The organism is Nocardia sp. NPDC050713, from assembly GCF_040654315.1.
In the GTDB taxonomy this organism is placed as follows: Bacteria; Actinomycetota; Actinomycetes; order Mycobacteriales; family Mycobacteriaceae; genus Nocardia.
Genome location: NZ_JBFAHS010000011.1, coordinates 35,196 through 57,049 on the forward strand (window position 1 = coordinate 35,196; position 21,854 = coordinate 57,049).

A 21,854-nucleotide genomic window follows, 5' to 3' on the forward strand; every position below is an offset into this window, starting at 1 on the left:
AATGTGCAGATGAACGAAGTCGAGTTCATCAGCGGCGGCCAGCGTTGCGCCGCCTGGTATTTGCGTGGCGTGGACTCGGAGCTGGACGTCGGCAGAGGACGACCTTGCGTGGTGATGGCACATGGGTTCGGCGGAACACGCGACAGCGGATTGTTGCCGTTCGCTCGCGCCTTCGCCGACGCCGGAATCGACGTTCTCGTTTTCGATTACCGTGGTTTCGGTGATTCGGCGGGCACTCCGCGTCAGCTGGTCTCATTCCGACGCCATCGCCGCGATTACGCCGCAGCCATCGAGTTCGCACGCGCGCTCGACGGCATCGACCCCGACCGAATCGCGCTGTGGGGGACCTCCTACGGCGGTGGTCATGTTCTCGCGGTCGCGGCTCACGATCCCCGGATCGCCGCGGTGGTGGCGCAGGTGGCCGCCGTCGACGGCATGGCGTCGCTGGCAGGCACCGTCAAAGCGAACGGTCTCGGTTTCGTACTGAAGGTCAACGTCGCGGCATTGCGCGACCTCGCGAGATCCCTGACGGGCCGGCCGCCGTTGCTGGTACCCGTCGTCGGACCGCCCGGTAGTGTCGCGGCGATGAACTCGCCCGACGCCGTGTCCGGCATGCGGGCCTTCGCCGGGCCCATGTGGCGCAACGAGTTCGCGGCCCGAGAGCTGCTAGCGATACCCCTGAATCGCCCGATCACCAAGGTCGGCCGAGTGAAGTGTCCGGTGCTGCTGCAGATCGGAGAGCACGATGCGGTGGCGCCGCAGGCGACCCTCGAGCGCGTCGCGCGACGAGTCGGCAGCCGTGCCGAGGTGTGCCGTTACCCGGTAGGACATTTCGACGTCTACGTCGAGCCATGGCTGACACCGAACGTCAACGACCAAGTCGCCTTTCTCAGAAAACATTTGACGCCGACGGCGGTCGGCACCGCGGAGATGCAATGATCACGACATCCGGTCAACACCCGACGGCCGAGGCGAACATCGACCTCGCGCGCGCACGGCGGCGCCATTGGAACAACCAAGTTCGCCGCCACGCTCAGATGATTCCCGACCGTCCCGCACTGCGGTATCTGGGCCGCACCGTGACCTGGGAAGAACTCCACGATCAGTCGACCGCACTGGCGCGCGCGCTGCGGCAGCGTGGAGTCGAGCCCGGCGATCGCGTCATGGTCCTCATGCTCAACCGGCCCGAATACGTCGAAACGCTTCTCGCGGTCACAGCCGTCGGTGCCATCGCAGTACCTGTCAACATCAGGATGAGTCCGGCCGAGGCCGTCTTCGTAGCCACCGATGTCGGCGCGAAGGCGGTCGTCACGGACCGAGCCATGACCGAACTGGCAGCCGCTGTCGCCGCGGACTCTCCCGCCGTCGAGTTCGTTGTCACCGTCGATGACGCAGAGCAGGGGCAACTGAGTTTCCAGCAGTTGATCGCCGACAATATTGGCGAGTTGCCCGATGTCGACGTGCCCGATGAATCCACCGCCTTGATCCTCTACACATCGGGCACCACGGGAAGACCCAAGGGCGCGATGATCTCCCACTCGAATCTCAACGCGATCTGCATGGCGTTCATCGATTCCCTGTCCTGCCGACGCGGCGACGTGGTTTCTGTCGCAGTACCGCTTTTTCACATCGGGGGCATCGCATCGGTGCTGCCACAGTTGTATTTCGGCGGTCCGTCCGTGATCCATCCGCTCGGGGAGTTCGATGGCGACCGCACCCTCGACGTCTTCGAGGAAGAGGGGACGACGTGGGTGTTTCTGGTGCCCGCCCAATGGCAGGCGGTGGCGGACGCCCAGTTGCGACGACCGCGCCCAGTAAGTCTGCGCGTGCTGAGCTGGGGCGCGGCCCCCGCTTCCGACACCCTGCTGCGGGCGATGGGCGACGCGTTCCCCGCCGCCGAAACGGTGGCGGTGTTCGGGCAAACCGAAAGCACCGGGTTCGCCTGCTATCTGGACGGTCGCTACAGCCTGAGCAAACTCGGCTCCGTGGGGGTGGCGACGTCAGCGCTCGAGGTTCGTGTGGTCGACGACGAGATGCGTGATGTACCCGTGGGTGAAGTCGGTGAGATCGTCTTCCGAGGGCCGACGGTGATGGCGGGCTACTGGCAGCGGCCGGACGCCACGGCCGATGCGTTCGCGGGAGGCTGGCTGCACTCCGGCGACCTCGGCCGTCAGGACGACGAGGGATTCCTGTACATCGTCGACAGGAAGAAGGACATGATCATCTCCGGCGGCGAGAACATCTACTGCGCCGAAGTCGAGAACGCGCTGATGGACCACCCCGACATCGCCGAGGTCGCCGTCATCGGGCGCGCCGACGAACGCTGGGGCGAGATCGCCGTAGCGGTACTGGCGCTGCACGAACACCGGCCGCTGGACTTGGCCGAGATCATCGAGTTCCTCGGACCTCGACTCGCACGGTTCAAGCACCCCAAAGATCTCGTCGTGGTGGACGAGCTTCCCCGCAATGTGGGCGGAAAGGTTCTCAAGACCGTTCTGCGCGACACGTTCGGCAGCAAGGATCACGGCCTTTCCCAGCCCACCGCTTGACGGTTGGGCCCCAGTACGAGAATACGGAGTTACTTCATGCCCGAGGCATACATCGTCGACGCCATCCGGACACCGGTCGGCGTCGGCAAGCTCACCGGTGGCTTCGCCGCCATTCATCCCGCTGATCTCGGCGCGCATCCGATCGACACCCTCGTACAGCGCGGCGACTTCGACCCTGCCGCAATCGACGATGTCGTCTACGGCTGTCTCGACACCATCGGTTCGCAAGCGGGGAATATCGCCCGCACCTGCGCTCTGGTCGCCGGGTTACCGCTGACCGTGCCGGGTGTGACCATCGATCGACAGTGCGGATCCTCGCAGCAGGCAGTGCATTTCGCGGCGCAGGCGGTCATGAGTGGCACGGCCGATCTGATCGTCGCCGGCGGCGTCCAGAAGATGAGCCAGTTCCCGATCGGTTCGTCCTACTCCGCGGGCGACCCCTACGGCGCGACCGATCCTTGGAGCGGCTCGCCAGGGTGGATCCGACGTTTCGGCGCCGGTGAGGTCTCCCAGTTCGCCAGCGCCGAACGCATCGCATCCGACTGGGGCTTCTCCCGGCTGGATATGGAGGAGTTCGCACTGACCAGCCACCAGCGGGCGGCCGTCGCGCAACAAGAGGGCCGCTTCGACCGCGAGATCACCCCGTTCGCCGGTGTCACCGCGGACGAGGGCCCCCGACCGGGCACCACCCTGGAGAAGATGGCCCGCCTCGGGACCTTGCGCCCGGACGGACAGCTCACCGCAGCCGTTTCCAGTCAGATCTCCGATGGCGCCTCTGCCGTCCTGATCGCCTCGGAGCACGCCGTCGAAACGCACGGCCTGACCCCCCGGGCGCGAATCCACCACATCTCAGCACTCGGCGACGACGCGGTCAACATCCTCACCGCTCCCCTACCCGCCACCGAACACGCGCTGCGCCGCGCGGGCATGGCAATCTCCGATATCGACCTCTACGAGGTCAACGAGGCCTTCGCCAGCGTCCCCATGGCGTGGCTGAAACACCTCGGCGCCGACCCGGACAAACTCAACGTCAACGGCGGCGCCATCGCGCTCGGACATCCTCTTGGCGCCTCCGGCGCGCGGCTGATGATCACGCTTCTACACGAACTCGAACGCACCGGCGGCCGCTATGGTCTGCAAACCATGTGCGAAGGCGGCGGCGTGGCCAACGTGACCATCGTCGAACGCCTGTAGGAGGCCACGGCAGGCTCCTCGGGACCGAGTAGCCGCATATCGACCTGCACGAGCGAAAACAATGCTCTCGCCCACCGATTTCGTTGCACCGCAAGTGTCTCCGTGGTGACCATGTGTCACCACGGAGACCTCGCGAAGTCGGAGATTCGCTCCTGGTTTGACCCATGTAGGACAGCATTTTAATATAGTGTTCACTCAATACATTCGAGCGAACCTCGAAGTGAGTGCGAAGGGGAGATCACGCCATGGTGCGAGCCGAGATCGATGAGCTGTTGGCCGAACGCGCGATGAGTGCCGACGACTACTGGGCGGTGGTGGAGAATCGCCTGGACCGTCCGATCGCGGACGGCTTCAACTCCGCGCACGAGGCCTGTGACCGATGGGCTCGTGACCGCGGGCGGCTCGCCATGATCGTCCGGCATCCCGACGGCAGTAGCGAACGCTGGACTTTCGCCGACATGGCCGAGGCATCCCGCCGGCTGGCCAACGCACTACACACGGCCGGACTGAGGCGCGGCGACAGGTTCGCCGCACTGCTGAACCAGGGCGTCGATGCGTATATCTGCGCACTCGCCGCGTGGCGCTCCGGAATGGTCTACATGCCGTTGTTCGTCGGTTTCGGCCGCGACGCCTTGGCGGAGCGCCTCAACGGCGGCGAGCCTGCTGCCATCGTGGTCGACCACCGATACCGAGACACCTTCGAGGCCACCCGCGAGTTGCTCACTTGCGATCCCGCCGTGTACACCGTCGCCGGGCCCCAAGGGCGTGGCCTCAGGGCCGGAGATCGCAGCTTGTGGGCCGAGATCGATCGGCACCCCGCTGACCACGAGATGGCCGATACGTCGGTCTCGGACCCCGCGACGCTGATCTATACCAGCGGCACCACCGGAGCTCCGAAAGGCTGCATTCAGCCGCACGGCATGCTTCTGACGCTACTCCCCTTCGTACGTCACACCTTTGCGCTGCGACCGCACGACATGCTGTTCACGGGCGCGAGTCCAGGCTGGGCGTACGGCCTGTACACGACCGGCTTCGCAGTCATGGCGCAGGGCTCGCCACGAGTCGTCTATACCGGCGACTTCGATCCCGCGGTCTGGCTGAGCCTCATGGACGAAGAACGGGTGACCTACCTGGCCGCTGCCCCCAGCGCGTACCGGCAACTCGTTCGAACCGCTCAGCGTCGCGGCCTTCCCGAACACCTCCGCGGTGCGACCAGCGCAGGCGAGCCCCTCGACGCTCCGCTCGTGGAGGCCTGGCGGGCATTGGGACGGCAGAGCGGCCGTGAGGTAGGCGATATACAAGATGGATACGGCCAGAGCGAGGGCGCGATGGCGCTGGCCAACCTGGCGTATCCCGATGAACCGGTCGTGCCGGGAGCCTTGGCGTCGACCGTTCCGGGCTTCGATGTCGGACTCGTCGACGAGGATGGCAACGAGCAATCCGAACAGGGAATCATCGCTCTGCGGAACCCTCGATACCTCGGCAGTATCGGATATCGGAACGCACAGCAGAAGTGGGACGCGCGGTGGCGCGGCGAGTGGTTTCTCACCGGCGACGTGGCCCGCCGCGACGACAAGGGGCGCTATTGGTTCGTCGGCCGCGACGACGACCTGATCGTCACCTCCGGTTACAACGTCGGACCGACCGAGGTGGAGAACATCGTTCTCGCCCAGCCCGGGGTCGCCGACGCCGCTGTGGTCGCCGCTCCGGACCAGATGCGCGGTGCCGTGGTGCGCGCCGTCGTTGTCGCCGACGGAACCGTTCCACAGGCAACGCTCACACGCGACATCCAAGCCGCGGTCAAGGAAAGACTCGGCAGGCACGCGTATCCGCGCATCGTCGACTTCGTCGAAGCGCTACCTCGCACCGAGACCGGGAAGATCCGGCGCAACGTACTCAGATCTGCTGTAAGCGAAGACTCGTAACCTCTCTCAACACAACGTCGTGTGCTGCAACACCTTTGAACACCCCCGCTGACTCGGAGAACAACAATATGAATACGCCGTTGCATGGACACACGACCGCAGGAACCGCTCACCACGAACCAGGAACGACCGCTCCTGTCACCGCAACGGTCGTCGCCCCACGCCGACGCCCGGAGCCTCCGGCATGGCGGCAGGCGTTCAACCAGGTGGAAGTCTTTGTCGGACGGCCCCTGGAGTCGGTGACCAATTCGCCCGAAGCCGCAGCGATCCTGATCGTGACCGACCGGCTCGCGCGCGGGGTATTCCAGCAGATCGATGCGCTCGCATCATGGGGCATACATCAGCTACATCTGCCCTCCCAACGCGATGTGCGGATGCTTCAGCGTCAATTGAGCGCAATTCAGCGCCAGCTCAGCGATGTTCACGCGGAGCTCTACGATCTTCGGGGCCGTGATGACAGGCCGGGCCGATGATCTCCTGGCTTCCCGGCGCAGACACCCTCCGGTCGATGGGTCTCGAAATCGATCGCACGCGAGTGCGCGCGCTGAATGGGATCAAGATCGTAGCCGGCATCAATCCACCGCCGCGCATCGGAACAACACCGAAAGAACTTGTCTGGTCCAGAGGTAAAGCGCGGGTCTGGCGCTATCGGTCCGACAATATCCGTTTTCGTGAGCCTGTAGTGTTGTTCATCGGGCTCATGTCCCGCTCCTACATCTTCGACCTGCGTCCGGGAAATTCCTTCGTCGAACGTTTGGTGGACGCCGGATTCGACGTCTACCTCATCGATTGGGGGATTCCCGACGCGGCAGAGGGAAACCACACCCTCGACACCTATGTCGACGACTACCTCGCACCGGCACTCGAGGCGATCCACCGGTCCTCCGATGACGCCGAACTCAGCGTCCTCGGGTACTGCATGGGAGCGATGATGGCTCTGCTGCTGTTGGGCAGCCGCGACGCCCCGGTCGCGAATCTGATCGCCGTCACCGCACCAGTCGACTTCACCCACGTCCCGGAGCCGTTGAAATCGATCGCCGAAGGAAGTCTCGACGCCGATGACCTGATAGACGAGCCAACCGAAACGGTGCCGCCCGATGTACTCGAGGCCTTCTTCAAACTGCGCCGCCCGACCGCGAGAATCGTGCAGTACGTGGACCTTTGGGACAACCTGTGGCGCGACGATTACATCGAGGGTCACCTGGCCATGTCCCGTTGGGCCTGGGACCATATCCCCCTCGCGGCAGCGACATTCCGTCAGATGATCGACGAATACATGCGCGGCAACGCGTTGACGAAGGGAACGGCGCGCGTTTCGGGTCGACCGGTCCGGCTCGACCGGATCGACATTCCGCTCCTGCACGTCGTCGCCGAGATGGACGATTTCGTTCCCCCGGCATGCTCGGACACCTTGCTCGACCTGATCGGCAGTGAAGACGTCGAGCAAGCACGAGTACCGGCCGGGCACGCGGGACTCATCGTCGGCAGGCAAGGAGCGAAGATCAGCATCCCCGCGATCATCGACTGGCTGAAGCGACACTCGACCACCAAGGAGCTCACATGACCACCGCAGTCGGTACGCTCGAACGCGCTGTCCCAGGACCGAAATGACGTCGCAAGTAAGCGTGTGCGGACTCCGGATCGCCGTGGACGTGCGTGGCTCCGGTCAGCCGGTGTTGCTGATCAACGGGCTCGGCGGAAGCCTCGGACTATGGGAGCCACTGCGTCGCGATCTCGCGGATCTCGAGGTCATCAGCTTCGACGCGCCCGGGGCCGGACGATCGACGACACCACGCAACGTGTACTCGATGTCGGACCTCGCACGGTTCGTCACTCGTCTGCTCGACACCCTCGGTTACGACACCGTCGACGTCGTCGGCCACTCGTTCGGCGGCGCGCTCGCACAACAATTGGCGCACCAGGCGCCGGATCGAATCCGGCGCATAGTGCTCGCCACGACAACATGTGGTTGGGGCGGAGTGCCGGGCACGCTCGGGAGCGCCTTCACGGCGCTCACCCCCTTTCGACTGTGGTCCAAACGGGTATACCGGCTCACCATCCCGTTGCTTGCCGGCGGCCGCCACAATGACGAAGCCGAACTATTGCGCGCATGGGCCGGAGAGCGACTGAGCAAACGACCGTCGTTCGGCGGTTACTCCAAGCAGCTTCTCGCGGGGTGGACTTGGTCAAGCCTGCCCTGGCTGACCACTATCGAGCACCCCGTCCTGGTCGTCGCGGGAAGCGACGATCGATTGCTCCCCCTCGCCAACAGTCAGATTCTCGCCATGCGCCTGCCGAACGCACGCATGCTCGTGTTCGAGGGACACGGCCACTACCTTCTGCTCGACCAGCGATCGGGGGCCAGCGCGGCGATCGGCGATTTCATCCGCTCATCGGACCTGAACGAAAGCCAGACCTGGCGCACAGCTCACGTCGTTTCACCTGACGACTTGGACGACAGCCTCCGATCACAGAACCGGTGGTCGCCGATCGCGATGCCGCACACACTCGTGCGGCGCCGCTGGCAGAGCACCGCGAGATACTGATTCAGGCGCCACATCGCCTGTCCGAGATCGGATCGGACTTCCACGCACCCGGCTGCCCCAGACGCAGGGGCCTCATGAGCCGACTCGGATCGACCATTCCACTCGACTCGACGCCGCTCGCGGGGCAACTGGGGCAGCTCGACGACATCGCAGCGCGTGGATTCACCGATCTGTGGTCGGCAGAGGCATCCGGCGCCGACGCGTTCACCCCGCTCGTCGCCGCCTCGGTGAGCCATCCCTCGTTGCGGCTCGACACCACGATCATCCCCGCATACACCCGCGGCCCCGCGCTCATGACGATGTCGGCCGCGACCTCGGCCAACGTCGCACACAGCGAGGTGGCACTCGGCATCGGCACCAGCTCCGACTGTGATCGTCGAGAAGTGGAACGGCCTACGATTTCACGCCCCCTTTCAACGCGTGCGCGATGTGGCAACGTTCGTACGCCCGGGCACTGACCGACGAGAAGGTCGATTTGGTCTGTGAAAGATTCAGCATCAACAAGTTCCGGCTCGACCGCATTCCAAAGCGACAGCCCAAGATCATGATCGCCGCGCTGCGACCGGGCATTCTGTTCCCGCCGACGCCCACCGGGTCACGCCCTACGTATTCGAGGCCAACCCGCGAGCCGACATCGTGGCGCGGCTCTTCGTCGTTCCCAGCCGAGGTCTCACCGCGGTGCAGTGCGTGCGGCCGAGCGACGGGCTATCGCGGCCTACCTGAATGTGCCGGTATACGCGGAATTCCACCGCTGGCTGGGTCGAGGCGAACAGCGGGATCCGATGCGGCGGGCATGGCAGGCCGGAGACCGTGCCGGCCGCGATACCTGACAAGCATATTTTGAACGGCTTATTCGGGGCGATCGGAAGAGTGCGATACACCGACGAACGCACTACCCCGGACATACCGTTCGATCACTACTGCGGTGCCGGATTCAGGCCATTCTCGCTCGACCCATCGCTCGATCAGTTCGCGACGCTGGTCTGTCAGGATTCGGAGCGTGTCGTCGTCGAGTTCGATCACCACACCGCGGTCGCGTAATCGACACCGGACCGCGCTTGGAGACACCATCGATCGCAGGCCCCTTTCGACTCGGTTCACAGCCAACAAAATCTGCGGATCAATCGGTATGCCGGTCTCGATCCGACTTGCCAGACAAGGTGCCGCGGGCAAGTCCGCGACGTCTCCCAGCCCGAGTTCCCTTGCCATGGACCTGATCTCGGCCTTGCCGATCCCGGCTTCCACGTATGGATGCCCGACGCCGAATTTTTCCGCAGCTATCAAACCCGGCCTGAATTCACCGATGTCGTCGACATTGGTGCCGGACACTACCGCACTATCTGTTCGGCTCGCAATCGCGCCATAGAGATGGGACTTACAGGTAAAGCACCGATTGAGAGGATTACTTGTGTATGCCGGATCGTCGAACTCTCCGGCATTGATGACCTGGAGGTCCCATCCCTCGGCAGTCGCCAACCGGCGGACGAGATCGGTCGCCTCAGGCGGCACTGCAGGTGACACCGCATGGAACACTTCCACCACAGCGTCGCTGCGTGCTCGCTGTGCGAACGCGGCAAGAGTGAGACTGTCAACTCCCCCACTCACCGCTATCGCCAGGCGGCTCGGCATTCGGATGGCGCGCTCGAGAATCGCGCGGCGCGCGTTCATGAGAGAGCCCGCATCGCCGCACACGCCGCACCATAGCCATTATCGATGTTCACGACGACTACCCCTGGTACGCAACTCGCGAGCACGCTTCGAAGCGCCGTTTCTCCACCTCCGGATACGCCGTACCCCACCGATGTCGGCACAGCGACGACAAGCGAGGGAATGAGACCGGCCAGTACCGTCGGCAGCGCGGCCTCCATCCCCGCGACGGCGATCACAATCCGGTGGCGGGATATGTCGGGCAAGCGCTCCTGTAGTCGCCACAGCCCCGCGACTCCCACGTCATAAACCTCGGTCACCGGACGACCGTGAAATGTCAACGTTCTGACGGCTTCACGAGCCACCGAAACGTCCGATGTCCCACCGGAAACCACGGCGATCTCTGGGTCACCCGCGATGTCCGCCGCGGAACCGAAGAATGCCGTCCGGGAGACGGAGTCGTAGTCCATCCGGCACTGAAATCTCTCGGGGAGAGCGCTGAAACGACTCGCGGACAATCTCGTCAACAGAATCGATCGGTCTGCGGCGTCTACGCGTCCGAGCACATCGACCAGCTGTTCAAGCGATTTGGCATCCGACAGGACCGCCTCGCCGAAACCGATTCGTCGGGCGCGATCGAAATCCAGGTTGACCTCAGCCGCTTCGACCGGGTTCATCGGTGTTCTCCTGAGTGTTGGTACCGAAAGCGGTCTCTGAGTGCCGCGGCGACGGCAGCAGCCACCTCCCGTTTGTCTCGGGTGCGCGATAGCGCGTCGACGAGTGTCGTCGCGCCGAGCGTCGCTTCCGGGTGGGGCCCGGGAAGACATACGACAAGGGCGGTGCCGACTTCTCCGACGCCTATACGCACCTGCCCTTTTTGGTGACGTCCAGATCCGGCTGTCACCGTGAACAGGGCCGGAGTGGCGGCGTCGTTGTCCAACAAGAGCAGCGCTTCTACGGTGTGGTCTTTCCCTTCGGCTCCCACACCGCCAGTGGTTACGACGACTCCGAATCCACGGTCGAATCCCGCGCTGCTCAACGCAGCGGCGATCGTGTCGGTGTCGTCAGGAAGATTCTCGCCTTCGGCGACGGTGAAACCTGCCTCGCGCAAGCGCGCGGAAATCCAGGGTTTGTTGGTATCCCGGATCTGGCCGGAGATCACTTCGGGGCCGGTGGAGAACACGATCGCGCGCCCGGCGATTTTGCGCGAGATCTCATCGGCCATCTGGTCACCCAACCGAAGCGACTCGAGGGCGGTGTCTCTGTCACCTGCTATCCAACCGAGCATGCCCTCGGCGCACACGGTGGTATTGTCGGCGACCGTGACGCCGGGCAGCGATGCGAGCGCGGCGAATAGCGGAACCTGTTGTCCTGCAATCGCATACGGGTCCACGCCGCGGCTCAGAAGGTCCAGCGTCAGGACATCGTCTCGTGCATCGATGACCAGTACCTCCGGGTGAGGCAGCGACAGCACGTCTGCGACGGCCGCGGCGACGGCGGTCAAATCCGCGCCGTCGAGCCCGATCTCTTCGATCCGCAGTTCGGTCTTCTGAAGCAGGTCTCCCTTGCGATCACTCATGGTCGCCCCTCGACTCGGAGCTTCATATCCAGCAGCGGTGCATCGACGACGGACCTGCCGACATCGATGACATCTACGTCCATGCCGCGAAGCACATCGACGTCTTCGATCGAGAGGCCGCCTCCGAACGCGAGCTCGACATCCGAACGCAGACCATGTGAGCGCAGCGCATCCGAGATCAGGGAGAGATCGGCCAGTCGGCCGGTGTCGACGAAGACGGTCTGTGCGCCGCCGCGGGCAGCCACAAGCGCCTCATCCGCGGTCGTGACCTGAATGACCCGGCGATAGCTCGCCAACTCGGGATGGGAATCGACCGCCGACAGCGTCTCGGCTACACCGCCCAGCATGGACACGAAGTTCTTGTCCAAGTATGCGAACGGCCACTCGGCGATCCTCGGCTCCATGCCTCCGGCCGCAATCGCCGTCCGGATCATCGATTTCTGGCTGAATGGGAGCTTCTTCCAGGCTCCGGAGACGACACGTATCGAGCCTGCCGCGCGTTCCACGAAGCGCGCGGCCGCAGTCGCGATGCCTGACGGTTTTGCCATGATGCCGACGAGACGCTCTTCCGCCAACGCTATCGAGAGCGGGTTGCCTTCGATGGACAGCACGGTCCGACCCGCGTCGACCCGTACCGCCTCCTCGATACGGTGGCATACAACCGCACCCACTTCGGCGGTAGCCTTCGCCGCTTCTTCGACTCCGACGATGATCCCGGGCTCTTGCGCGACCACGTCCGCGCGGATGATGGTGTCGGAGATGCTTGTGAAGAGCAGCGGACGAGGGTCAGACATAGGATCGGCTCCAGTTGCCGGGCGCGAACGTAGAGAAGGTTTCTCGTTGGATCTCATGGTCATCGGAGAGGCAGTAAAGAATCGGCGTCGTGATCCCGGCGTCGACATATCGCTCCACCCGTTCCACACAGTGCTGCCGATCCCCGATGACCGCGATCGAATCGACGAGCTCATCGGACAGCGCCGCACGGGCGCGCTTCCAGTCACGACTGCGTCCCGCTTCCAGGATGATCGCGGCTTCGTCGGGGTAACCCGCCGACGACAGAAATCTGTTGTACACCGGGTTCGCGTAGTACGGAGCGAATTGATAGCGAAACTCGTCGCGGGCGGATGCGACGTCGTCGGTCACCATGACCTGGAATCGGCTGGCGATTTCAATCTGATCGATACCGCGGCGATGGCGCGCTACCGCGTCACGGAACCGGCCGACGATGGTGTCGAGTACCGACAGCGGGAACAGGTTCAGGATCACACCGTCAGCCACCTCAGCGGCAAGATCGAGCATTTTCGGTCCGAGCGCGGCCATCAACAACGGCACCGTGCTCTCGGTCGCCGGTTGCCGATAGCCGTGACTGCGCAGCGTCGCGCCGTCGAAGTCGGTTTTCAGCCCGGCGAGCATCTGCTGGAGCAGGATGGTGGTTTCACGCATACGCGCCAACGGCCTGTCAAGTGACAGCCCATGCCACCCTCCGATCATCCTCTCCGAGGAGGTGCCCAGCCCCAAGGCGAACCTGTCAGGTGCGATGTCGGCGAGTGTCGCGACCGTGGCGGCGAACACGGCCGGCGTCCGCGTGTATGCGGGAACGACCGCTATGCCCACGCGGATTCGATCAACGCGTCCCAGGACGACGGCAGCGAGCGTCAGGGCGTCGACCCCACCGCGGTCTGCGAGCCACACATCTTGATAGCCAATGGATTCCGCCCACGTGATCAGCTCGATGTTGCGCTCTACCGCTCCAGCACCGCTCCAGAACGGCGGGGTCAACGCCGCTCGATACCTCCGGGTGCCGCCCGACGTCACGCGGACTCCAGTCGACTGTTCGCCACGAGCGTTCCTTTCCTCCACTACAGATCGCTCTCCGAAAGATTGCGTTGACGAAGCCATTTGGGCAGCAACTCTTCGTCGACTCGGCGCGACACCTCAGGTGCCATCGCGAGCAGGTGTTCGCCCATGGATCGGGTCAAATTGATCGAGCCGTAGCAACCGTCGAACACGATGCCCTTGTCGGTGCCGGTCTGTTCAGTCGCGATTCTCACCGCGTGGGCTAGATCGTCCGCGATGATCACCGGCTTGTCGGTGTGGATACGGGTGAGGTCTCGCCCGACATCGCCGTCCGCGGCCACCGTGAGATCGGCTGCCGCGAAGAGTTTCCACGCATAGTTCATCACGACTGCCTTCACCGGTCCCTTGATGGGATTCTTGTCCGTAGCGGCGGGCCGGTGAGCCGGAAAGTCGAGATCCAAGTGGTCGTGCCCGCTTTCGTACAGCGCGCAGGCGGTGAGCCCGCCGGCGTGCTGATACGGCAGCCACCGGGTGTCATCGGCGATGGCAAAACATGTGTCGATAGTCTCGAAAAGCTGCAGCATCTTTCCGTACCGACGCAACATCGCGGCGCCGGTACGCCGATCCAGCGCGATCAGGTCGTTGTCCGCATCGATCCCCATGGTTCCGGTCGGGGAAGTCGAGAGCACTGCCGAGAACGCCCACCGGTCACGGATATAGGCCGATTCGTAGATCGCACGCGGCACGATGTTCGCGCTGCGCGTGGGGAAGTTCGTATGGAACACCGATCGAGTCTCCATCCGGGCATAGCTCATCGTGAAAGACTTGAGTAGCCGCCCGTTGATGTGATGGAAGTGCACTTCTCGCGGGTCGTCGTAATGAGCGTGGATCAATCGATCCGCGGCATAGGCACTGCGGATGCCGTAAAGCCGACCGATTTCGGTATCGATGGCTACGCCGCGATCGTATGGCCCGAAGGCGAACGTCTTTCCTTCGAAATAATCGTCGAGTCCGTGCTTCGGCACGATCTCGTCCTTCTCCGACTTGCTTGCCGCGGACGACACCGCCAGCCTGATCCGGGTCGCTCCGGTGCGCTCGATGACGACGTCCCGGATCATCTTGATCATTTCGGCGTATGCGTGACCACCCATCATCCCGAACCCGTGTTCAGAGCACAGGATGTTGACCGAATCGCCGGGACCGATCATGCTCATGTCGATCCGGGAAAGAGCCGCCTCGGCGGCGTCACGTACCGGAGTCAGGTCTTCGCCGTACTGATGGATCGGATCGGGAATGTCGTCGAACAGGTCCTGCACTCGCACCGAACACATCTCGGGCAGTTCGGCGGCGCGCATCGCGGGAGCCTTACGCCCATAAGCGAACTTCGACTTGCTGAGCGGCGGCGGTGTCACGGCGGGCCGGATCATGCCGGATTCCCATCGAGGTCCTGTCCGGGTTGGACATCGGGAAACCATGGTGTCGGGCTGTTGAGGGCCAGTCCGGACTCCACCGCTGCCAGGTTTTCGCGCAGCCGATACTCCGGGTACTTGTCGGCCACATCGTCGGGAATGGTCCAGATCGCGACGTCGGTGCATCCGTCGGGATACAGTCGCCGATCGTTGTAGGGACGCGTGACTTCGACTCCGTGGGCAGCGAGCAACCGCATTGTCGGTGTAAGACACCACATTCCGCACTTCGATCGCACGCCGGTCGCCAGTGTCAGTTGCTCGGGCTCCTCGACACCTGCCAGCACGGCGGCCGCGATCTCGGCGGCGCTAGTGCCGGTACACACGCACACCTTGGCATCTGGAGACAGCCTCGCACGCCGACACAGCTCATCGACCTCAGGCTGCGAATACTCCTCGGCCGGTACGGTCAGCACCCTCGGATTCGGATCCCGAACCACCGAGATCGCGCCGAACGGCGCACACGCCTCGACGCACTTGAAGCATCCGACACACGCCGATTCGTCCACGACTGCCTGGCGGCCTTCCATTGACAGCGCATCCGCCGGGCACACGGCTACGCACTGCCGACAGCCCACGCACGCCTCGCCGCTCACCGCGACCACGGCCGACGTTTCGAACATCACTCGACTCCGATCATCCGGCACAACAGCAGCTCGATGCGATCGAACAAATCGTCGTCATCGAGATCGAACCTCTCGAGCACCGCGAGAGCAGCCCGAGCCGCCCACTCGACGTCCTTCTCGAATTCCACTCCCGGCGAGCCTGGTACGGCATCACGCAGAAGGCGAGCCAGGATGCGCGGCGGTTTTCCCATCAGTTGGTCGTACTGCTCACCGACGTCGGGATCATTGATCATCAGCGACAACATCGGCCGGTACATACGACAGAAGTTCACCGCACCCTTCGTCCAGCTGCCGATGATTTCGCGGGGTAGAGCCGTCTGCCACCTGGGCCGCGCGCCCCACGCCTCCATGGTCTCCGCGGAGCGGACCGCGAATCGCTCGTGAGCGGCGAGCGCCAGACCCCGTTTGTCTCCGAATCGGCCATACAAGGCACCCGAGGTCAGCCCTGCGCGACGTGCGATCTCCGCCACCCCGATGTCCGCGTAAGGCCGCTCGTCGAGCAATGAGACAAAGGCATCCAACAGGGCACCGCGGGTCTCGCGGGAACGTTGCTGTTTCGGCTCGCCCACACCGACCACTGCCGACGTGCCTTCATGCAGGTCGGTCGTTTCAATCAACGCGGCCTCCTCACTGGGTCTTGTAAAAAATAATAGAAGAATTATCATTTGTCCACGCCCTCTTCAGTGGGCCGACATACGACGAGGAGAGGTAGTGACGACGAGGCTGTACTTGGACTGCGTCGGCGGCGCGGCGGGCGACATGCTGCTGGCGGCTCTCATCAGCGCCGGAGCGGATATGGAGAGGATCGCGTCGCAGCTTCCGCGGTGCGGAGTGACACTGCGGACCGAGCGGACCGAGCGGCACGGTGCGGGGTCGACGCGGGTGATCGTCGACACCCACGCGGATGATCACCCACACCGACATTGGTCGGACATCCGCCAGATGATCGACTCGTCGGCGATGCGGCCTCGGGCGCGTCAGCTCGCCCACGCGGCATTCGAAAGGCTCGCCCACGCCGAGGCGAGAGTGCACGGGGTCACCCCCGAGGATGTCGTCTTCCACGAGGTGGGCGCCCTCGATGCCATAGCCGACATCTGCGGCGTCGCGATCGCGGTGGACGAACTGGGAATCGACCAGATCACATGCTCGCCCCTGCCCCTTGGCCACGGCACGACCGTGGGTGCACACGGAGTGCTCCCCCTTCCGGCGCCGGCAACCCTGGAAATGCTCCGGCAGGTGCCTGTTCGGGGAGTCGAGATCGACGCCGAAACCGTGACGCCGACCGGCGCGGCGCTGATCACCTCGATGGCATCATCCTTCGGCAGGTGCCCCGAGATGCGATTACTTGCGGTCGGAAGCGGCGCGGGCACAGCGAATTTCGAAGCGATTCCGAACATAGTCCGGGCTCTCGTCGGCGAGTCTCCCAATCGAATCGACGAGGCATCGACACCACTTGTACTCGAGACCAACCTCGACGACCTCAACCCCGAGTTCGTTCCCGACGTCGTCGCCGCCTGCCTGTCCGCGGGCGCCTCCGACGTATGGACCACACCGATCGTCATGAAGCACGGCCGCCCTGGTGTCACGCTCGCCGCAATCGTCCCGCCGGACGCCGAGCGCTCCGTCGCCGAAGCGATGTTTCGGCATTCGACCGCCCTCGGAATACGACTACGCCGATCCGAACACCGCTGGACACTCGATCGGCAGTTCTATTCCGTTGAGGTAGACGGACATTCGGTAGCGGTGAAGATCGGGATACTCGATGGCGACATCGTCAACGTCAAGCCGGAGCACCGCGACTGCGAGCGCGTCGCCGAGTACACCGGCCGTTCGGTCAAGTCGGTCTGGATGACAGCGCTCTCGGCCGCCGAACGCCTTCTCCCCAACTGAACTTCGCGAGCCTATCCCCAACGAAAGCGGAGCAGAGTCCATGGTCCACGTAGTCACACAGTCGTGCTGTAATGATGCGGGCTGTGTCACCGCATGCCCGGCCAACGCCATCCATCCGACGCCTGACGAGCCCGGCTTCGCAACGGCGGAGATGCTCTACATCGATCCGAGCACGTGTATCGATTGCGGCGCCTGCATCGACGAGTGCCCGGTGGATGCGATCTTCCCCGAAACCGAACTCAACGCCAAGGGCGAGCGCTATCTCGCGATCAACGCCGCCTACTACACCGATCACCCCTCGGCCGCCGATACCCGCGGACCAGCCGAATCAAGGGAACCTTCGATGGCGAAGACATCGCCCGAACGCACGTTGCGTGTCGCGATCGTCGGTGCCGGACCTGCCGGCTTCTACGCCGCCGAAGAGTTGCTCCGGCACCCCGGGGTCGAAGTCGATATGTTCGACCGGTCGCCCACGCCCTACGGACTGGTCCGTGCCGGTGTCGCGCCCGATCATCCGTCGACCAAAGGTGTCGAACGGGCGTTCGCCTCGATCGCGGCCAGCACATCATTCCGTTACCTCCTCAACGTTGAAGTCGGCAAGCACGTCATGCACGCGGACTTGACTTCTCGCTACGGCGCGGTGATCTATTCGTCAGGCGCCTCCACCGACAACAGACTCGGAATCAGCGGCGAGGATCTCGCTGGGTCCATTCCGGCGACCGACTTCGTGGCGTGGTACAACGGCCACCCTGACAACGCTGACGACACATTCGATCTTTCCGTCCACACCGCTGTGGTGGTCGGCAACGGGAACGTTGCCCTCGACGTCGCACGAATCCTGGTCACCGACGTCGAAGCGCTGGCGAAGACGGATATCGCCGACCACGCACTGGCGGCGCTTGCCGAGTCTCGAGTACGAGAAGTCCAGATCGTCGGACGCCGCGGTATCGCCCAAGCGGCCTACACCAACTCCGAGTTCCTCGCGCTCTCTGACCTACCGGGCGTCGACGTCGTCATCGACCCTTCCGAGTTGACATTGGATCCGTCGACCGCGTCGGCATTCGACGATCGAACTCTCGACAGCACGATCATGACCAAGATCAGTCTGGCTCGCGCTGTCGCTGGGCGTCGGCCAACCGCGCGTAACAAGCGTGTCGTTTTTCGGTACTTGCTGTCTCCTACCGAGATTCGTGGAGCCAACGGAGTGTCCGCGCTGGCATGCGTACGTAACGAGTTCACTGGCAGCCCTTCTGGCTCGGTTACTTCGACCGCTGATCTGTCTGTCGTCGACTGCGGCCTCGTCATGCGCGCCATCGGCTACCGAGGTCGACCGATCGACTGCCTCCCCTTCGACACGTCGCGTTCGGTGGTGCCAAACGACCAGGGCCGGGTCCTCAGCGAGCCCGCTGGAGAAACGATCGCCGGCGTGTACGTCGCCGGCTGGATCAAGCGTGGCGCCTCGGGCGGCATCGGCATGAACAAACGATGCGGGCAAGAGACCGCCACTTCGGTGCTCGCAGACTTCGCCAACGACCGATTGACCATGCCCACCATGTCACACCATGACCTGGAAGAACTGATCGCCGCCCGGGGCGGCACACCGGTCGGCAGCCTAGGCTGGCTGAACATCGACAGAGCCGAGCGCGCGGCTGGCGCACGCCGCGGTCGCCGTCGCGTCAAGATCGTGCGCACCGACGACCTGCTACGCGCGGCCGCCCGGTGACGGACCGAGCGCAGTCGCCCGAGGACAACCGGGCACGGGCGCCGCCGCCCCCGGTGTCGGCGACGCCCTCTCCCTCAGAGCCCCAGCGCAGCCGCTACTGGTCGGGTCGGCGCCCCGGCGTCCAACGCGGTCATCGATTCATCCTCCGGCGAGTCGCTGGGTGACACGCCAAAGGCCATAGGCGCTTCACGGCGTCTTGGAGGTCGGTCCGTCGCACCGCCACTCCGAACGCTATTTCACACCTGGGAATTCGCATCCGTCCGTCACGGCGGTTACCGTCAGCCAGACTGTGACGAGCTGGTCGATGAACTGGTCCGCAGTTGCCTCTATGCGGCCATCGAGCCAGTCCAGCATGGTCCTCATACTGCCGTGAACCAGAATGGATGCGGCCACATCGACGGTGGGGTCGGTTGTTGCTCGCACGGTTCGGGCATCCATCACGAGTATGTCGATGATCCGCTGCACAGCGGCGGCTCGGGCTTGTGCGGCGGTTTCGTTGGAGCCGGCCTCCCTGAACAGTACGCGGGTTCTGGCCGGGTGCGTAGCGGCGCGATTCACCAATTTTTCGACCATGCCTCGTACGAGTAGCGGGGTCGGGGTGGACAGATCGTCCGCCACTACCAACTCCAATACTTCGTCGGCGAGCTGCTCGACCACGGCCGCGGCGAGTGCGTCGAGATTGGCGAAATTCTCGTAGAAGTAGCGCTTGTTCAAGCTGGCTGCTTCGCAGACTCGGTCGATTCTGAGCTGGTTCCAGCCCTGCACGGCGACCAGGGCGATGGCCGCCTCGATCAGTGCCGCCCGCCGCCGACCGACGCGTTCGTCGCCGGTTTCACCAGCATAGGTTCGCTGTTTGCTCGTCTCAGGCATTCGCTTCCCTGACCGGTCTTGACACGCCGTATCGTTCTGACACAGAAACGTACCAGATGATCTGGCACAGATCTGAACCAGATTACGGCCACGCCTTCAACAACCTGCGCTGCCGCTGCGACCGGTGCCGTGAGGCGAACCGCCGCCGGCGCAGCCGATACATGAACCAGGTCCAGGCCGCCGGGCGAATACTCGGCAACCACGGCAGCACCGTCGCCTACGACAGCGACTGCCGGTGCGATCCGTGCACGCTGGCAACAGTTTGTCATCTACGCGACCCCACCCTCGACACCCGACTCCACAACTCGTCGATGATCGTGCCGACCAGACCGCGGGGGGTCGCGCGCTGTGCAGGGACGACCGTAGCGGTCGGCTTCAGATCGGAAGCCAGTGGTGAACGAGGTGGAGCGTCGACCGCGACGGACAATTGGTCGGCATAGGTCGTGATTTTGACGCGGGGGCGTCCCGCGAGCTGGCCCGCGGCCAATTCGTGGCGTTCCAGGCGCAGCCATGCATCCCAGTCGACCAGTCGTGGATTTCGTTGTCGTAGACGCGATTCAACTTCCATCGAGGTGAGAGTACTTGCGGTAGGCAATATTCCGGCGGCAGCATCGGCCAATAGCGCACGCACCGTGTCGCGGGCGCACTTCTTGTTGGTTCCGATGATTCCGCGGGGGCCTCGTTTGATCCAGCCGGCAACATAGGTACCGGGAACGATGACGGAATCGTCGACTACGCGGCCATCGAGGTGCGGGATAGTCCCCCGCTGTGTGTCGAAAGGCAACCCGGGAAGAGTGCTGCCGCGATAACCAATGGCGCGCACGACCAGTCCCGTGTCGAGGATCTCTTCGACGCCGGACGTGGTGAGGGGTTCTCCGCTGTTGTCCGTGTGGCTGATCCGCAAACCGGTGACACGGTCGTCACCGCGAATCGCGACGGGTGCCGTGTGGAATCGGAAGACGAGGCGGCGTTCGCGCCCATGGCCGCCGCGTTGAGCGTAGCCCTGCACGATTTCCATCCGGCGGCGTTGAGCAGGCCCGAGGGCGTCGATCCCCGATGCCTCGTCGCCATTCTCGACCACTAGGTCGGTGCCGGGGAGATCCCCGAGGGCTTCGAGCTCGGGAGCGTTACAGGCCAAGTCGTGCTGGGTGCGCCTGCCGAGCAGGACGACCTCGCGGATCGCGCTGTCCCGCAGAGCCTTCAGGGCTTGGTCGGCGATATCCGTGCGTGCCAGAGTGTCTACGGGGGTGAGCAGAATGCGGGCGACATCGAGCGCGACGTTGCCGGTGCCGATGACGATCGCGCGGTGGTGGCTCATGTCGACGGCAAGGTCGCCGTAGTCGGGATGTCCGTTGTACCAGCCGACGATCTCGTTTGCGGCCAATGATCCGGGGAGATCCTCGCCCGGTAGACCGAGACGGGCGTTGTCAGCGGCTCCGGTCGCGTAGATGACAGCGTCGTACCATTCGGCGAGCTCGGCGTGGTTGACGTCCATACCGACGACGATGTTGCCGAAGTATCGGAAGCCGGCGCGGGCAGCGACGTCCGCGAACATGGCCGCGACTGATTTCTTGTCCGGATGATCGGGCGCCACGCCGTGGCGGACGAGCCCGAACGGTGTGGGAAGCCGTTCGAATACATCGACTTCCACCGGGCGATCGACGAGGTGGGTACGGCGTCCGTCCAGCAGTGTTCCAGCTGGTCCTTCGAGGAGATGGCCGGCGGCATAGAAACCGGCAGGACCCGCGCCGACGATCGCGATGCGCAGTGCTCGGTCGCTCACGCGTCGGTCCTGAACCAGTCGGCGTTCACGGACTCGTAGTGACTCCACTGTGGTGGCAGTTCGGGAGCGTCGTAGACCGCACCGACAGGGCAGGCGCTCACGCACGAATCGCATTCGATGCAATTGGCCGGGTCGATGTGGAGTTGCTCGGCGGTCTCGAACTCGGGATCGTCGGGTCCGGGGCGTATGCAATCGGCCGGGCAGACTTCCAGGCATGAGTAGTCGGCCACGCACGGGGCGGCGATGACGTAGGCCATGG

21 protein-coding genes are annotated in these 21,854 nt (G+C 64.1%); 10 read left to right on the forward strand and 11 right to left on the reverse strand.

Translation table 11 applies throughout. From position 1 onward, the window contains the following. The first annotated feature begins 9 nt into the window (after positions 1–9). From AB0H49_RS20500 to AB0H49_RS20535, 8 genes are all read left to right on the forward strand, one after another. The gene (locus AB0H49_RS20500; RefSeq protein WP_357253547.1) at positions 10–939 is read left to right on the forward strand and encodes an alpha/beta hydrolase; all 930 of its coding nucleotides are present in this window, start codon (positions 10–12) and stop codon (positions 937–939) included. Then, complete coding sequence (locus AB0H49_RS20505; protein ID WP_357253833.1) at positions 936–2,549, forward strand: long-chain-fatty-acid--CoA ligase; 1,614 nt, start codon at positions 936–938, stop codon at positions 2,547–2,549. The genes AB0H49_RS20500 and AB0H49_RS20505 overlap by 4 nt, the downstream gene beginning before the upstream one ends. Before the next feature lie 36 nt (positions 2,550–2,585). Further along, positions 2,586–3,743, forward strand: a complete 1,158-nt coding sequence (locus tag AB0H49_RS20510; RefSeq protein ID WP_357253549.1) for an acetyl-CoA C-acetyltransferase — start codon at positions 2,586–2,588, stop codon at positions 3,741–3,743. Positions 3,744–3,988: 245 nt separating this feature from the next. Further along, positions 3,989–5,668: an AMP-binding protein gene (locus AB0H49_RS20515; RefSeq protein ID WP_357253551.1), complete on the forward strand. Its 1,680-nt coding sequence runs from the start codon at positions 3,989–3,991 to the stop codon at positions 5,666–5,668. 68 nt (positions 5,669–5,736) lie between these two features. Then, the gene (locus AB0H49_RS20520) at positions 5,737–6,141 is read left to right on the forward strand and encodes a hypothetical protein (protein ID WP_357253553.1); all 405 of its coding nucleotides are present in this window, start codon (positions 5,737–5,739) and stop codon (positions 6,139–6,141) included. Between the two features lie 62 nt (positions 6,142–6,203). After that, on the forward strand, positions 6,204–7,232 hold the full coding sequence (locus tag AB0H49_RS20525; RefSeq protein WP_357253555.1) for an alpha/beta fold hydrolase: 1,029 nt from the start codon (positions 6,204–6,206) through the stop codon (positions 7,230–7,232). 43 nt (positions 7,233–7,275) lie between these two features. Further along, the gene (locus tag AB0H49_RS20530) at positions 7,276–8,214 is read left to right on the forward strand and encodes an alpha/beta fold hydrolase (protein WP_357253557.1); all 939 of its coding nucleotides are present in this window, start codon (positions 7,276–7,278) and stop codon (positions 8,212–8,214) included. After that, positions 8,148–8,672 carry an LLM class flavin-dependent oxidoreductase gene (locus AB0H49_RS20535; protein ID WP_357253559.1) on the forward strand — a complete coding sequence of 175 codons (525 nt, stop codon included), beginning with the start codon at positions 8,148–8,150 and terminating at the stop codon, positions 8,670–8,672. Before AB0H49_RS20530 ends, AB0H49_RS20535 begins: the two co-directional genes overlap by 67 nt. 391 nt (positions 8,673–9,063) lie before the next feature. Here AB0H49_RS20535 and AB0H49_RS20540 read toward each other — a convergent pair whose 3' ends face one another. The 8 genes from AB0H49_RS20540 to AB0H49_RS20575 form a co-directional block, all read right to left on the reverse strand. Next, complete coding sequence (locus tag AB0H49_RS20540; protein WP_357253561.1) at positions 9,064–9,882, reverse strand: adenine nucleotide alpha hydrolase; 819 nt, start codon at positions 9,880–9,882, stop codon at positions 9,064–9,066. After that, on the reverse strand, positions 9,879–10,538 hold the full coding sequence (larB, locus tag AB0H49_RS20545; protein WP_357253563.1) for a nickel pincer cofactor biosynthesis protein LarB: 660 nt from the start codon (positions 10,536–10,538) through the stop codon (positions 9,879–9,881). Before larB ends, AB0H49_RS20540 begins: the two co-directional genes overlap by 4 nt. Continuing rightward, positions 10,535–11,440, reverse strand: a complete 906-nt coding sequence (locus AB0H49_RS20550; RefSeq protein ID WP_357253565.1) for a molybdopterin-binding protein — start codon at positions 11,438–11,440, stop codon at positions 10,535–10,537. The genes larB and AB0H49_RS20550 overlap by 4 nt, the downstream gene beginning before the upstream one ends. Continuing rightward, entirely contained in the window at positions 11,437–12,234 is a 798-nt protein-coding gene (locus AB0H49_RS20555; protein ID WP_357253567.1) for a hypothetical protein, read from the reverse strand. The genes AB0H49_RS20550 and AB0H49_RS20555 overlap by 4 nt, the downstream gene beginning before the upstream one ends. Further along, positions 12,227–13,219, reverse strand: a complete 993-nt coding sequence (locus AB0H49_RS20560; RefSeq protein ID WP_357253569.1) for an LLM class flavin-dependent oxidoreductase — start codon at positions 13,217–13,219, stop codon at positions 12,227–12,229. Before AB0H49_RS20560 ends, AB0H49_RS20555 begins: the two co-directional genes overlap by 8 nt. Before the next feature lie 80 nt (positions 13,220–13,299). Then, positions 13,300–14,664: a hypothetical protein gene (locus tag AB0H49_RS20565; RefSeq protein ID WP_357253570.1), complete on the reverse strand. Its 1,365-nt coding sequence runs from the start codon at positions 14,662–14,664 to the stop codon at positions 13,300–13,302. Further along, positions 14,661–15,326, reverse strand: coding sequence for a 4Fe-4S dicluster domain-containing protein (locus tag AB0H49_RS20570; protein ID WP_068062277.1), 666 nt, complete (start codon positions 15,324–15,326; stop codon positions 14,661–14,663). Before AB0H49_RS20570 ends, AB0H49_RS20565 begins: the two co-directional genes overlap by 4 nt. Beyond that, the gene (locus AB0H49_RS20575) at positions 15,326–15,946 is read right to left on the reverse strand and encodes a helix-turn-helix domain-containing protein (protein ID WP_357253572.1); all 621 of its coding nucleotides are present in this window, start codon (positions 15,944–15,946) and stop codon (positions 15,326–15,328) included. Before AB0H49_RS20575 ends, AB0H49_RS20570 begins: the two co-directional genes overlap by 1 nt. Here AB0H49_RS20575 and larC point away from each other — a divergent pair. Together larC and AB0H49_RS20585 are read left to right on the forward strand one after the other, a co-directional pair. Then, positions 15,915–17,219: a nickel pincer cofactor biosynthesis protein LarC gene (gene larC, locus AB0H49_RS20580; RefSeq protein WP_357253574.1), complete on the forward strand. Its 1,305-nt coding sequence runs from the start codon at positions 15,915–15,917 to the stop codon at positions 17,217–17,219. The genes AB0H49_RS20575 and larC overlap by 32 nt on opposite strands. A 40-nt stretch (positions 17,220–17,259) precedes the next feature. Further along, a complete protein-coding gene (locus tag AB0H49_RS20585) occupies positions 17,260–18,942 on the forward strand; it encodes an FAD-dependent oxidoreductase (protein WP_357253576.1) in 1,683 nt (560 codons plus the stop codon). A 231-nt stretch (positions 18,943–19,173) separates the two neighbouring features. Here the strand turns inward: AB0H49_RS20585 and AB0H49_RS20590 are convergent, their stop codons facing one another. From AB0H49_RS20590 to AB0H49_RS20600, 3 genes are all read right to left on the reverse strand, one after another. Then, positions 19,174–19,812 carry a TetR family transcriptional regulator gene (locus tag AB0H49_RS20590; RefSeq protein ID WP_357253578.1) on the reverse strand — a complete coding sequence of 213 codons (639 nt, stop codon included), beginning with the start codon at positions 19,810–19,812 and terminating at the stop codon, positions 19,174–19,176. 265 nt (positions 19,813–20,077) lie between these two features. After that, entirely contained in the window at positions 20,078–21,643 is a 1,566-nt protein-coding gene (locus AB0H49_RS20595) for an FAD-dependent oxidoreductase (RefSeq protein ID WP_357253835.1), read from the reverse strand. Then, on the reverse strand, positions 21,592–21,852 hold the full coding sequence (locus AB0H49_RS20600; protein WP_357253580.1) for a ferredoxin family protein: 261 nt from the start codon (positions 21,850–21,852) through the stop codon (positions 21,592–21,594). The genes AB0H49_RS20595 and AB0H49_RS20600 overlap by 52 nt, the downstream gene beginning before the upstream one ends. Between the last annotated feature and the right edge of the window lie 2 nt (positions 21,853–21,854).